Origin of the sequence: Cryobacterium cheniae (assembly GCF_004403395.1) — a bacterium.
In the GTDB taxonomy this organism is placed as follows: domain Bacteria; phylum Actinomycetota; class Actinomycetes; order Actinomycetales; family Microbacteriaceae; genus Cryobacterium; species Cryobacterium cheniae.
This window is the reverse complement of record NZ_SOGN01000044.1, coordinates 286,765-299,511: the sequence shown is the minus strand read 5'-3', so window position 1 is coordinate 299,511 and position 12,747 is coordinate 286,765. Positions and strand designations below refer to the sequence as shown.

The following is a 12,747-nucleotide window of genomic DNA, read 5'->3' as shown; positions in this document are numbered from 1 at the left end:
GAACAGTTCATTGCCGGTGGTCCATTGGTCCTTCGGGAGACCCGAACGGCATCCGTCGGCACGAGCGCTTAAACTCGAGGGGTGCCCACCCCCGCTGCAGACCATGTCAATGCCCTTCTCGCCTCGTACCAGGATTTCCCGCAAGCGGGCATCCTCTTCCGTGACCTCAACCCGGTGTTCGCCGATGCCACCGCGTTCCGGGCGCTGATCGACGAGCTCGCCGGCCGGTTCCGGGGCGAATTCGATGCGGTGGCCGGCATCGAGGCCCGCGGCTTCCTGCTGGCTGCGGCGATCGGCTACGCGGCGGACGTCGCCGTGCTCGCCGTGCGCAAGGGCGGCAAGCTTCCCGGCACGGTGCTGAGCGAAGAATACGACCTCGAATACGGCTCGGCCTGCCTTGAGCTTGAGATCGGCCAGCTCGCGCCGGGCGCCCGGGTACTGGTCGTCGACGACGTGCTGGCCACCGGCGGCACGATCGCCGCGACCTCCCGGCTGGTCGAGCGGGCCGGATACCGACTGACGGGCGTCGGCGTCGTACTGGAGCTGACCGATCTGGTCGGTCGCGCCCGTCTCGGCGACGCCCCCGTGCACGCCATCGTCGCCCTGTAACCCCGCCCAACCTCAGAAACGCGGTGCGTTTTCACGGGGCCGGGGCGCATGCTGGAGCCATGAGCACAAACGGCGACAGGTGGGTGTATGGCCCCGACGGCCGCAAGTTCTGGGGACTCTACGGCGCGGCCGGACTGCTCGTCCACCACGAGGAGCTCGGGGTTCTGCTGCAGCACCGCGCGCTCTGGAGCCACCAGGGTGACACCTGGGGGCTGCCGGGCGGGGCGCGCCACCAACACGAAAGCGCGCTCGAGGCGGCCCTGCGGGAGGCCGCGGAAGAGGCCGGCGTGCCCGCGGAGCTGGTGACCGTGCAGTTCAGCTCGGTGCTCGATCTTGGTTTCTGGTCGTACACCACGGTCGTGGTGCGTGCGACGGCGCGCTTCGAACCCGTGATCAGTGATCAGGAGAGCATCGCGCTGCGCTGGGTGCCGACCCACCAGGTGGACGCACTGCCGCTGCACCCGGCCTTCGCCGCCAGCTGGCCGGCCCTGCTCGCCCGGCTCTAAACCCGCACCACCTCGCCCGGAGGCTTGTCCGGGCGCCACCCGCGCCAGACCGGGTGGCGCAGCCGCCCCGTTCCGGTCCACTCGGCGAACTCCACCTCGCCGACCAGAACCGGGCTCACCCACCGCGCATCCCGGGCGTCGGCGGCCGGGATGCCGGTGAAGGGGGTGTCCACCGCAGCGATGGCATCCAGGCGCGCCCGCAGGGCGGGGAGGTCAGCGTCCCGGAATCCGGTGCCCACCCGGCCGATGTAGGTCAGCGCGTCGCCGTCCGGGATCCCCAGCAGCAGGGAGCCCACGGTGCCGGCCCGGCGCCCGTTGCCCGGTCGCCACCCGCCGATCACCGCCGCCTGGCTGCGATGGTGCTTGATCTTGATCCACGCCCGGGACCGCCGACCGGCCTCGTACCGCCCATTCCGGGTCTTGGCGACGATCCCCTCCAGGCCGAGTTCGCTGCTGGCTCTCACCGCCTGAATGGAGTCGCCCGTGAAGACCGGCGGCACCTGCACCGCACCGGCCCCGGTCACGATCTCCTCGAGCACCCGGCGCCGGTTCGTGTACGCCGAGTCGATCAGTGGCTCGCCGTCTCTCTCGAGCACGTCGAAGGCCAGAAACCGCACCGGGGCGGATGCCTCCGCCGCCTCGATCTGTCGGCGATCGGTCAGCCCAAACCTCGTCTGCAGCAGGCCGAAGTTCGGCCGCCCGCCGGCGTCGAAGGCGACGATCTCCCCGTCCAATACCGCCGAGTCGGCCGATACCGCCCCCGGCAGCGCCCGCACCAGCTCGGGGTACGCGTGCGTGACGTCGTTGCCGTTGCGGGTGAACAGGCGCACCTCCCGATCGGGCGACTCGCCCGAGAGGCAGGCGAGCGCACGGATGCCGTCCCACTTCATCTCATACGTCCAGTCGTCTTCCTCGGGCAGGTCGGCGACGGAACCGAGCGTGGCCAGCATGGGTCCGTAGGGCGTGCGGCGGACGCCCCGGCCGGGCGCCCCGGGCGCCCCGGCCGCCGACCCCGTCCCCACGTGTCCGGCCGGCCTGGCCGGCTTCGTCTTCATCAGATGGACCAGCCAGTTCCGGTCGGCTCCACCCATGCCCTTCGTGCGGATCAGGGCGAGGCGCCGCGTGCCGCCGAGCCCGCCGCCCGGTTCGCCCTGCAGCACGGCGATTACCTCGTCCTCACGCCACTTCTCGAGCTCGTAACTGCCCTGGTCCCAGATGCTCACGGTGCCGGCCCCGTATTCGCCGGCCGGGATCTCACCCTCGAACGTGGCGTATTCGAGCGGATGGTCCTCGGTGCGCACGGCAAGCCGGTTCGTCGCCGGATCGGTCGGCACGCCGCGCGGCAGCGCCCACGACGCCAGCACCCCGTCGTGCTCGAGGCGCAAGTCGTAGTGCAGGTTGCGGGCGTGGTGCTCCTGAATGACGAACGAGCGGCCGGCGGATGCCCCCGGCGCACCGGACGGCATCGGCTCCGGTGTGCGGGAGGCGTCCCGTTTGCCGAGATAGACGGCCAGCGCTCCCGACCCCGCACCCGACCCGGTTCCGTCACCACCGGCATCCGTCGCCCCCCGGCCGGAATGCGCCTCGAGCAGCGCGGCCAGCGGGTCCCCGCCGCGCTGCACCCGGTGCATCGCCTGTTTGTAGTCGACCTGCGCGAGCCCGGGGGAGGCCAGCTCCCGCCAGGTGCGCGGCATGGCCACCATCGGATGCAGCGTTCCGCGCAGCGAATACGGGGTGATGGTTGTCTTGGCGGCGTTGTTCTGGCTCCAGTCCACGAACACCCGGCCCGGCCGCAGCGCCTTCTTCATCTCGCTGACGATGAGGTCCGGATGGTCCGCCTCGAGCGCCCGGGCCAACTCGTGCGCGACCTGGGAAACCTGGTCGGAGGTGTGCGTGAGATCCAGCGGGGCGTAAAGGTGGATGCCCTTGCTGCCGCTGGTGACCGGGAGCGGGTCGAGGCCCATGTCCCGCAGGATGGCTCTGGCCAGCCGGGCGACCTCGGCGCACTCGTCGAGGGTGACCCCGTCCCCGGGGTCCAGGTCGAGCACGAGCCGGTCCGGGTTGCGCGGGGTTCCGCCGCGGTCGAACTGCCACTGCGGAACGTGGATCTCCAGGGCGGAGATCTGAGCCAGCCAGGTCAGGGTCGCGAGGTCGTTGACCAGCGGGTACTCGTTCACATGATCCGAGTGCTGGATCGGCCGGCGCTTCACCCAGCTCGGCGTCGACTGGTCCAGGTTCTTCTGGAAGAAGACGTGGCCGGGTTCATCGCCCGTTCCCACGCCGTGCACCCACCGCTTCCGGGTTGCGGGACGGTTCGCGGTGTGCGGGATCATCACGTCGGCGATGACGGCGTAGTAGCCGAGAACGTCAGCCTTCGTGGTCCCCGACTCCGGATAGAGCACCTTGTCGAGGTGGGTGAGCGTGATCCGGTGGCCGCCGACGGAGACGACCTGGCGGGAGTCGAGGGAGGTCGGCCTCTCGTTCATGGCGCCAGCATGCTCCCGCGGCCACAGCGTGCCTAGCCCCACCGGCGCGCCGGGTGTGTACTGGGGGGATGAGATCGATCTGGAACGGCGCGATCACCTTCGGGTTGGTCAACGTGCCCGTCAAGGTCTACAGCGCCACCGACGACCACGACGTCGCCCTGCACCAGGTGCACGACGCCGACGGCGGGCGCATCCGCTACCAGCGCCGGTGCGAGCGGTGCGGCCGGGTCGTCGACTACGCGCACATCGACAAGGCCTGGGACAGCGGCGACAAGACGGTCATCATCACCGACGAGGACCTGCGCAAGCTGCCGGCCGAGAAGAGCCGAGAGATCGAAGTCGTCGAGTTCGTGCCGAGCGACCAGCTCGACCCGATCATGTTCGAGCGCAGCTACTTCCTGGAACCGTCCGGCTCGCCCAAGGCCTACGTCTTGTTGCGGCGGGCGCTCGAAGCGACCGACCGCACCGCGATCGTGCGATTCGCGCTGCGGCAGAAGACCCGCCTCGGTGCCCTCCGGGTGCGCGGGGACGTGCTGCTGCTGCAGTCGTTGCTGTGGGGCGACGAGGTGCGGGCCGTCGAATTCCCGGTGCTCGAGGAGTCCGTACGCATCTCCGCCCAGGAGCTCGAGCTCTCGGCCGCACTGGTCGATTCCTTCGCCGCCGACTTCTCGCCCCAGGATTTCCGGGACGACTACCAGGACCAGCTCCGGGAACTCCTCGAAGCGAAGCTCGCCGCGGGGGACGCCGTCGATACCGAGCTCACCTTCGGCCGGGAACCCAAGGCAGGCGAGGCAGTCGAGGACGGCGGGGGAGAGGTCCTCGACCTGATGGAAGCCCTCCGGCGCAGCGTGGAGCGAAGCCGCGGCCGGACGGAGCGGGGTGCAGCGGCGAAATCTGACAAACACGCCGACAAGGGACGAAAACGGGCATCGGGACACTGACGCATCCGCATTCCGGTTCGGCCGCCGGGTCGGTAGACTCGGGGATCGTGACAGGTGCAGAGGGAAGCGGCGTCAGCTCGAAAGTGCTCACACTGCCCAATATCCTCAGCATGCTCCGCCTGGCGCTGGTGCCGGTCTTCCTGGTCGTACTGGTGCGGGGAGAGGATGCCTGGGCGCTCCTGGTGCTGGCGGTCGCCAGCCTCACCGACTTCCTCGACGGCTACCTGGCCCGGCGGTTCGGCCAGATCACGCGGCTCGGCCAGCTCCTCGACCCGGCCGCCGACCGGCTGTACATCTTCGCCGCCCTGCTGGGACTGGCCTGGCGCGATTTGGTGCCCTGGTGGATCGTCCTGGTCATCGTGGGGCGGGACGTGTTCCTGCTCGGCCTCGGCGTCATCCTCGCGAATCACGGATTCGGCCCGCTGCCCGTGCACCAGCTCGGCAAGGTCGCCACCTTCTGCCTCTTCTACGCCCTGCCGATGATCATGCTGGGAGAGGCCTTCCCCGCAGTGTCCTGGTGGTCGCTCCCGCTGGGCTGGGCCTTCGGCATCTGGGGAGCGTTTCTTTACTGGTGGGCGGGCATAATCTACGCCGTCGAGGCCGCCAGGGTGATTCGCCTGCCGCGGGCAATTCAGCCCGTTCCATCCGATACGCTGGAGGACTAGGAGGTGCACGGTGATTGATTCCAAAAAGACGAATGAACCCCAGCGCAAGGTCGCGCCCGAGAACTATGCCAATACCGATACGACGATGACGTTCGGGCAGGAATTCGCTGCCCAGCTGGCATCGCTCGACGGCGACGTAACGGCCGAGGAACAGGAAGCCATCGCGGCTCTCCCCTCCGGGTCGGCATTGCTCGTCGTGCGGCGCGGCCCCAACGCCGGCGCTCGGTTCCTGTTGGACGCGGACGTGACGACAGTGGGTCGTCACCCCAATGCGGATATCTTCCTCGACGACGTCACGGTTTCCCGTCGGCACGCGGAGTTTCTGCGGCGCGGTACCAAGTTCGAGGTGAAAGACCTGGTGTCCCTGAACGGGACGTATTTCGACGGGGTCCGCATCAATAACGCGCTGCTGCACGACGGCGCCGAAGTCCAGGTCGGCAAGTTCCGGCTGACGTTCTACGCCTCGCGGCACGACCTCAAGCTTCTGGCGAGCGAGTAGTGCCCGCGTCCGCTGCCCAGGCCAGAGCGCCGGGCACGACGTCACTGCTCAGCATCGGACAGGTGCTTGCCCGGCTCACGCCGGAATTCCCGGATCTGACCCCGTCAAAACTTCGGTTTCTGGAGGAACAGAGACTGGTCTCTCCGGCGCGCACGGAATCCGGTTACCGCAAATTCTGTGCCGGCGATCTGGACCGGTTGCGCCTGGTCCTCTCCATGCAGCGCGATCACTACCTCCCGCTCAAGGTCATCCGCGGCTATCTGGATGACCTTGACGCGGGGTTCTCGCCGACCCTGCCCGGGGGAGTGACGCCGGGACCGTCGATGCTGTCGACCGCCCGGCGGCTGGACCGTGAGGAACTGTTGCGCGAGGCGGGGGCATCCGCGATGCTGCTGCACGACGCCGTCTCCGCGTCGATCATCCTGCCCGCCGACGTCTACGGCGACGACGCGCTCAGCGTGTTGCGGGCCCTGGTCGAACTGCAGCGCAGCGGAATCGAGCCCCGGCACCTGCGCGGTTTCCGCGGCGCGGCCGAGCGGGAGCTCGGCCTGATCGAGAGCGCACTCGTGCCGCTCTCCCGCCGGAAAGACGCGTCGAGCCGGGCAAAGGCTGCCGAAATGGCGGTCGAGATCGCCGGTCAGCTCGAAGTGATCCGCGGCAGCCTGATCCGTTCTGCCCTGGGTCGCCTGGCCAAGTGAACGGGCCCGACACGCCAATTTGATCGACCGGATGTCGTTGATCAAGTCGGTCCGCCTCGGTAGCGTGGATGGAGCGATCATTCGTATCGCAGTCCCACCCCCGAGAGGTCATCGTATGAGCGAGCTGAATCAGCGTGACGATGCCTCGCGCTACGGACTCGGCCTTCTCTTCACCGACGGAATGCCCGAGCTCGATGACAAGTCCGGCTACCGCGGTGCCGTGGCGGCACGGGCCGCCGGCATCAGTTACCGCCAGCTTGATTACTGGGCCCGCACCGAGCTGGTCCAGCCCACCGTGCGTGGCGCTGCCGGCTCGGGTTCCCAGCGTCTCTACGGCTTTCGCGACATCCTGGTTCTGAAACTGGTGAAGCGGCTCCTCGACACGGGAATCTCCCTGCAACAGATCCGCACCGCCGTGAACCAGTTGCGCGAGTCGGGGGTCAGCGACCTGGCCCAGACCACCCTGATGAGCGACGGCGCCAGCGTCTACCTGTGCACCTCCGACGACGAGGTCATCGACCTCGTCAGTCGCGGTCAGGGCGTGTTCGGCATCGCCGTGGGCAAGGTCCTCCGCGAGGTGGAGACGAGCCTGGTCGAGTTGGAGACCCTGCCGAACGACCCCTCAGACGAGCTGTCCGTTCGCCGGGGCAGTCGCAAGGTCTCTTAGCGCACGGGCGATCCGCCCGCTTCTATCAGCGAGCGTCGATCTGCGGGCTTCTACCGCTACCGCTGTTCGGCGTACTCGCCGATGCGAGCCGTGCGCAGCACGCGTTCGAGCAGCTGGTCGAAGTAACGCGCCATCTCCTGGGCGCTGTCGCCGGGCCAGGTGTGCAGCGGCTTCGCGGCGCCCTGCGCCTGCTGCAGCGAGGTGCGCTCCGGCAGCTGCGGGCTGAGCACGAGCGGCCCGAACATGTCGCGCAGTTCCTTGATCCGGAACTGGTGCTCGAGTGAGGCCATGCGGGCGCGGTTGACGATGATGCCGAGCGGCTGCAGCCGGGGGCTGAGTCCACGGCGGATCTCCTCGATCGCGCGCAGTGCGCGGTCGGCCGCTGCCACGGAGAACAGGCCGGGTTCGGTGACCACGGCAACCCGGTCGCTGGCGGCCCACGCGGTGCGCGTGAGGGCGTTCAAAGACGGCGCGCAGTCGATCAGAACCAGGTCGTACTCCTGTTCAACGGTGGAGAGCGCCTCTTCAAGCTTCCAGATGTCGCGGATGCTCGGGTGCGGCCCGTCGAAATTGATGGCCGACGGGCTGCCGATCATCACGTCGATGGTGCCGGGGCGACCGCGTGTCCAGCCGCTGGGGACGATGGCCGCGCGAACGACCTTTTCCTTGGGGGAGGCGAGCACGTCGGCGATGTTGAGGTGGCCGGCGACGTCGATGCCCAACCCCGTGGACACATCCGATTGCGGATCGATATCCACCACCAGGGTTCGCACGCCGCGGGCGAAGGCAGCAGACGCCAGACCCAGGGTCACTGTGGTCTTGCCTACTCCTCCCTTGAGGGAACTAACGCTTAGTACGTGCACAAGTAGATACGTTACCTTCACTAGTCTTGGAGAACCTAACCGTCGGCTGGTGCGGCGTAACGCTTGAAAGGTCTGCATGTTCAAGAAAATTCTTGTTGCCAATCGCGGCGAAATCGCTATTCGGGCTTTTCGGGCTGCCTACGAGCTGGGTGCCAAGACCGTGGCGGTGTTCCCCTTCGAGGACCGCAATTCCCTGCACCGCCTGAAGGCCGACGAGGCGTACCAGATCGGCGAGCCGGGCCATCCGGTGCGCGCCTATCTCACCGTGAGCGAGATCATCCGGGTTGCCAAAGAGAGCGGCGCCGACGCCATCTACCCCGGTTACGGCTTCCTGTCGGAGAACCCCGAGCTGGCCCTGGCCGCCCGCCATGCCGGCATCACCTTCATCGGACCGGGCGAGCACGTGCTCGAAATGGCCGGCAACAAGGTCACCGCGAAGGAGCACGCCATCGCGGCGGGCGTCCCGGTGCTCAAATCCAGCGCCCCGTCGCGCGACGTCGACGAGCTCATCGCCGCGGCCGAGGACATCGGGTTCCCGATCTTCGCCAAGGCGGTGGCCGGCGGCGGCGGACGCGGTATGCGCCGCGTGGCCCAGATGAGCGAACTGCGCGGCTCCCTCCAGGAAGCGATGCGCGAGGCCGACAGCGCCTTCGGCGACTCGACCATGTTCCTCGAGCAGGCCGTGCTCCGACCGCGCCACATCGAGGTGCAGATCCTGGCCGACGCCACGGGCGAGACCGTGCACCTGTTCGAGCGCGACTGCTCCGTGCAGCGCCGCCATCAAAAGGTCATCGAGATCGCCCCGGCGCCGAACCTCTCCGATGAGACCCGACAGCGCCTGTACGCCGACGCCGTCGCGTTCGCCCGCTCGATCGGCTACGTCAACGCGGGCACCGTCGAGTTCCTGCTCGACACGGTCGGCGAACGTGCCGGCCAGCACGTGTTCATCGAGATGAACCCGCGCATCCAGGTCGAGCACACCGTGACCGAAGAGGTGACGGATGTCGACCTCGTGCAGTCCCAGATCCGCATCGCCGCGGGAGAGACGCTCCGCGAACTCGAACTCACCCAGGACAGGATCGTGCTGCGCGGCGCGGCCCTCCAGTGCCGGATCACCACCGAGGACCCGACCATGGGGTTCCGACCGGACACCGGCAAGATCACCACCTACCGCTCGCCCGGCGGCGCCGGCATCCGGCTCGACGGCGGCACGATCAACCCCGGCGCCCAGATCAGCCCGCACTTCGACTCCATGCTCGCCAAGCTCACCTGCCGCGGCCGGGACTTCCCGTCCGCGGTCACCCGATCCAAGCGCGCGCTGGCCGAGTTCCGGATCCGCGGCGTGTCCACGAACATCTCGTTCCTGCAGGCCGTTCTCGACGACCCGGACTTCGCGTCCGGCAACCTGAGCACCTCCTTCATCGACGAGCGACCCGACCTGCTGCGTGGCCGCGCCTCCAAGGACCGCGGCACGAAGATCCTGAACTGGCTCGCGGACGTGACCGTCAACAAGCCCAACGGTGTGCCGCTGACCCTGCTGAACCCGGCCGAGAAGCTGCCGAAACTCGACCTGTCCACGCCGGCCCCGGCCGGCTCGCGCCAGAGACTCCAGCTGCTCGGCCCGGCCGGCTTCGCCGCCGACCTGCGCGCCCAGACCGCTCTGGCGGTGACGGACACCACGTTCCGTGACGCACACCAGTCTCTGCTGGCAACCCGGGTGCGCACCCGCGACCTCGTCGCCGTCGCCCCGTATGTGGCCCGGATGACCCCGGAACTGCTATCGGTCGAAGCGTGGGGCGGCGCCACCTACGACGTGGCGTTGCGCTTCCTCGGTGAAGACCCCTGGGAGCGTCTGGCGTCGCTGCGGGAGGCCCTGCCGAACATCAACCTGCAGATGCTGCTCCGCGGCCGCAACACGGTCGGTTACACCCCGTACCCGACGGAGGTGACCGACGCGTTCGTGCGCGAGGCAGCCAGGACCGGCGTCGACATCTTCCGCATCTTCGACGCCCTCAACGACGTCTCGCAGATGCGCCCGGCCATCGACGCCGTGCTGGCCACCGGCTCCTCCATCGCCGAGGTCGCGCTCTGCTACACGGGCGACCTGCTCGACCCGGCCGAGAAGCTCTACACCCTCGACTATTACCTCCGGCTCGCCGAGCAGATCGTGGAGTCCGGCGCGCACATCCTGGCGATCAAGGACATGGCGGGCCTGCTGCGCCCGGCAGCGGCCGAGAAGCTCGTCACCGCCCTGCGAGAACGCTTCGACCTCCCCGTGCACGTGCACACGCACGACACCCCGGGCGGCCAGCTCGCCACCCTGCTCGCCGCCAGCCGCGCCGGCGCCGACGCGGTGGACGTGGCCAGCGCCCCGATGGCCGGCACCACCAGCCAGCCGTCGGCGTCGTCCCTCGTCGCCGCGCTCGCCCACACCGAGCGCGACACCGGCATCTCCCTGCAGGCCGTCTGCGACCTGGAACCGTACTGGGAGGACGTGCGCCGGGTGTACCACCCCTTCGAATCAGGACTGCGCGCGCCCACCGGCCGCGTCTACAAGCACGAGATCCCCGGCGGCCAGCTGTCCAACCTGCGCACGCAGGCGGTCGCGCTCGGGCTCGCCGATGACTTCGAACTGATCGAGGACATGTACGCCGCGGCCAACGACATCCTCGGCCGGGTACCGAAGGTGACGCCGTCGTCCAAGGTGGTCGGCGACCTCGCCCTCTACCTCGCCGCCGTGCGCGCCGACCCGGTCGACTTCGCCGAGAACCCGGGCAACTACGATGTTCCCGACTCCGTGATCGGTTTCATGGCGGGGGAGCTGGGCGACCTTCCCGGCGGATGGCCCGAACCGTTCCGCAGCAAGGTGCTCGCCGGGCGCAGCATCCACGTCGGCGTCACCGAACTCACCCAGGACGAACGTGCTGCCCTGGGCAGCGACAGCATCACCTGCCAGGCGATGCTGAACCAGCTGCTCTTCCCGGCACCCACCCGCCAGTTCGAGCAGATCCGGGAACTGTTCGGCGACCTGTCCGTGCTCGACACCGTGGACTACCTCAACGGTCTCCAGCAGGGGATCGAGCACGCGGTGGAGATCGACAAGGGCGTGCGCCTGTACGTCGGTCTCGAAGCCATCGGCGAGGCCGATGACAAGGGCATGCGCACCGTCATGACCACGCTGAACGGCCAGCTCCGGCCCGTATTCGTGCGGGACCGCAGCATCACGGTCAGCAGCAAGGTCGCCGAGAAGGCTGACGCGAACCGGCCGGGCCAGATCGCCGCGCCGTTCTCCGGGGTGGTCACCCTCCAGATCGAGGAGGGCGACACCGTCGCGGCCGGGCAGGCCGTGGCCTCGATCGAGGCCATGAAGATGGAGGCCGCGATCACCTCGCCCATCGCCGGCTACATCGAACGGGTGGCGGTGCCGCGCACCCAGCAGGTCGACGCCGGCGATCTGCTGGTGGTGGTGCGGCCACGCTAGGCTGGGAGCGATCTCTCGACCGAAGGGCTGATCTTTTTTGTCAGATAAGCGCACAGGCGCGGAGGTGTCCGGTCCGGACGCCTCCAGGTCGCCTCTCACCCAACCGGGCGACGAATACCACAGTGAGCTGCCGCCGCACACGATCGTGAACCTGGCGGCGGCCCTGCCGGAGAACCTGCACCGCCCCGCCACGCACACCATCGAGATCAGCACTCCGGCCCTCGCACGCCCCGACCGGCGGTCCGGCGTCACGGGGGCGGTGCGAGCCCTGGCCGGCCCGGCTGCGAGCGACGCCGTGCTGCAGTCCCGCCGGGAGACCCTGCGTCCCGCCGGCGGATCGGCGCCCGAGTCCGCGGCCATGCTCACACCCGACCGTCTGCTGGCCGTCAACCGGCGCACCCAGCCGCCGCCCCGCGGAGCCTGGAACAGTTTCGTCTTCGCGGCGACCCTGCACCTGGTGAACCTCGGCGACTCGGCCCGGGTGCGCGCGCACACGCAACTCGACGAACGCATCCGCAAGGACTTCGACGGGGGCACCCGCTTCGTACCGATCCTCACCCGCAAGGGCGGGGTCGGCAAAACGACCGTCACTGCGCTCCTGGGCATGGCTCTGGCCGACGCCCGTGACGACCGCATCATCGCCGTCGACGCGAACCCCGACCGGGGCACCCTCTCCGAACGGGTCACGAAACAGACCAGGTCCACCGTGCGCGACGTGGTCACGAAGGCGGCGTCGATCGGCGGATACACCGATTTCTCGACACTGGTCTCCCGCGACGGCACCCGGCTCGACATTCTCGCATCCGACACCGACCCGCTCCTCTCCGAAGCGTTCGACGAGGACGACTACAACGTCGTCGCCGACCTCGCCGCGCGATATTACTCGATCATGCTCACCGACTGCGGCACCGGAATCGTGCACAGCGTCATGCGCGCCACCCTGCAGCGCGCCGATTCGATCGTCATCGTCTCCGGGGGCAGCATCGACGAGGCCCGGTTGGCGTCCGAAACGCTGACCTGGCTCGAAGCCAACGGCTACGGCGACCTGGTCCGCAACGCGGTGGTCGCGCTCAACACGGCGACGCAGGGCACGAACCTGGTGAAGCTCGAAGAGATCGAATCGCACTTCCGGTCCCGGGTCCGGGAGATCGTGCGCATCCCCTGGGACCCCCAGCTCGCCGCGGGCAGCGTCATCTCCTTCGACGATCTGAAGCCCATCACCCGGCTGGCCGCCCGCACCCTGGCGGCCGTCGTCGTGGAGGGTCTGCCGGCCGACCGCGGCGTCTGAGGTGATGAGAGGCTGACCCGATCGGACACACCGCCCCGCACCAC

General features: G+C 68.8%; 11 protein-coding genes. 9 read left to right on the top strand and 2 right to left on the bottom strand.

All coding sequences use genetic code 11. From position 1 onward, the window contains the following. The first annotated feature begins 81 nt into the window (after nucleotides 1-81). Both E3T23_RS10860 and E3T23_RS10855 read left to right on the top strand, forming a co-directional pair. A complete protein-coding gene (locus E3T23_RS10860; protein WP_134370369.1) occupies nucleotides 82-609 on the top strand; it encodes an adenine phosphoribosyltransferase in 528 nt (175 codons plus the stop codon). A gap of 59 nt (nucleotides 610-668) precedes the next feature. Further along, nucleotides 669-1,115 (top strand): NUDIX domain-containing protein, encoded by a 447-nt coding sequence (locus E3T23_RS10855; protein ID WP_134370368.1) that lies wholly within the window; start codon nucleotides 669-671, stop codon nucleotides 1,113-1,115. Here the strand turns inward: E3T23_RS10855 and E3T23_RS10850 are convergent. Continuing rightward, a complete protein-coding gene (locus E3T23_RS10850) occupies nucleotides 1,112-3,601 on the bottom strand; it encodes an ATP-dependent DNA ligase (protein ID WP_134370367.1) in 2,490 nt (829 codons plus the stop codon). The two genes, E3T23_RS10855 and E3T23_RS10850, sit on opposite strands and share 4 nt — an antisense overlap. 68 nt (nucleotides 3,602-3,669) lie before the next feature. On the opposite strand from E3T23_RS10850, the gene ku reads away from it, so the two are divergent. The 5 genes from ku to E3T23_RS10825 all read left to right on the top strand — a co-directional run bounded on the left by ku (nucleotide 3,670) and on the right by E3T23_RS10825 (nucleotide 7,071). Next, the gene (gene ku, locus E3T23_RS10845; protein WP_134370366.1) at nucleotides 3,670-4,542 is read left to right on the top strand and encodes a non-homologous end joining protein Ku; all 873 of its coding nucleotides are present in this window, start codon (nucleotides 3,670-3,672) and stop codon (nucleotides 4,540-4,542) included. A 47-nt stretch (nucleotides 4,543-4,589) separates the two neighbouring features. Beyond that, on the top strand, nucleotides 4,590-5,207 hold the full coding sequence (locus E3T23_RS10840) for a CDP-alcohol phosphatidyltransferase family protein (protein WP_255570729.1): 618 nt from the start codon (nucleotides 4,590-4,592) through the stop codon (nucleotides 5,205-5,207). Between the two features lie 85 nt (nucleotides 5,208-5,292). Continuing rightward, a complete protein-coding gene (locus E3T23_RS10835) occupies nucleotides 5,293-5,706 on the top strand; it encodes an FHA domain-containing protein (RefSeq protein ID WP_134370419.1) in 414 nt (137 codons plus the stop codon). Next, nucleotides 5,706-6,404: a transcriptional regulator FtsR gene (gene ftsR / locus E3T23_RS10830; RefSeq protein ID WP_134370365.1), complete on the top strand. Its 699-nt coding sequence runs from the start codon at nucleotides 5,706-5,708 to the stop codon at nucleotides 6,402-6,404. The genes E3T23_RS10835 and ftsR overlap by 1 nt, the downstream gene beginning before the upstream one ends. Before the next feature lie 115 nt (nucleotides 6,405-6,519). Beyond that, a complete protein-coding gene (locus E3T23_RS10825; protein ID WP_134370364.1) occupies nucleotides 6,520-7,071 on the top strand; it encodes a MerR family transcriptional regulator in 552 nt (183 codons plus the stop codon). A 56-nt stretch (nucleotides 7,072-7,127) separates the two neighbouring features. On the opposite strand, the gene E3T23_RS10820 is transcribed toward E3T23_RS10825, so the two are convergent. Beyond that, nucleotides 7,128-7,934, bottom strand: coding sequence for a ParA family protein (locus tag E3T23_RS10820; RefSeq protein WP_134370363.1), 807 nt, complete (start codon nucleotides 7,932-7,934; stop codon nucleotides 7,128-7,130). Between the two features lie 76 nt (nucleotides 7,935-8,010). On the opposite strand from E3T23_RS10820, the gene E3T23_RS10815 reads away from it, so the two are divergent. Then, the gene (locus E3T23_RS10815) at nucleotides 8,011-11,415 is read left to right on the top strand and encodes a pyruvate carboxylase (RefSeq protein ID WP_134370362.1); all 3,405 of its coding nucleotides are present in this window, start codon (nucleotides 8,011-8,013) and stop codon (nucleotides 11,413-11,415) included. A gap of 64 nt (nucleotides 11,416-11,479) precedes the next feature. Next, nucleotides 11,480-12,703 carry a MinD/ParA family ATP-binding protein gene (locus E3T23_RS10810; RefSeq protein ID WP_241977842.1) on the top strand — a complete coding sequence of 408 codons (1,224 nt, stop codon included), beginning with the start codon at nucleotides 11,480-11,482 and terminating at the stop codon, nucleotides 12,701-12,703. Nucleotides 12,704-12,747: the final 44 nt, after the last annotated feature.

Coding starts and splice junctions, on each gene's coding strand:
- E3T23_RS10855 (WP_134370368.1), top strand. CDS start 669: ATGAGCACAAACGGCGACAGGTGGGTGTATGGCCCCGACGGCCGCAAG.
- E3T23_RS10850 (WP_134370367.1), bottom strand. CDS start 3,601: ATGAACGAGAGGCCGACCTCCCTCGACTCCCGCCAGGTCGTCTCCGTC.
- ku (WP_134370366.1), top strand. CDS start 3,670: ATGAGATCGATCTGGAACGGCGCGATCACCTTCGGGTTGGTCAACGTG.
- E3T23_RS10835 (WP_134370419.1), top strand. CDS start 5,293: ATGACGTTCGGGCAGGAATTCGCTGCCCAGCTGGCATCGCTCGACGGC.
- E3T23_RS10825 (WP_134370364.1), top strand. CDS start 6,520: ATGAGCGAGCTGAATCAGCGTGACGATGCCTCGCGCTACGGACTCGGC.
- E3T23_RS10815 (WP_134370362.1), top strand. CDS start 8,011: ATGTTCAAGAAAATTCTTGTTGCCAATCGCGGCGAAATCGCTATTCGG.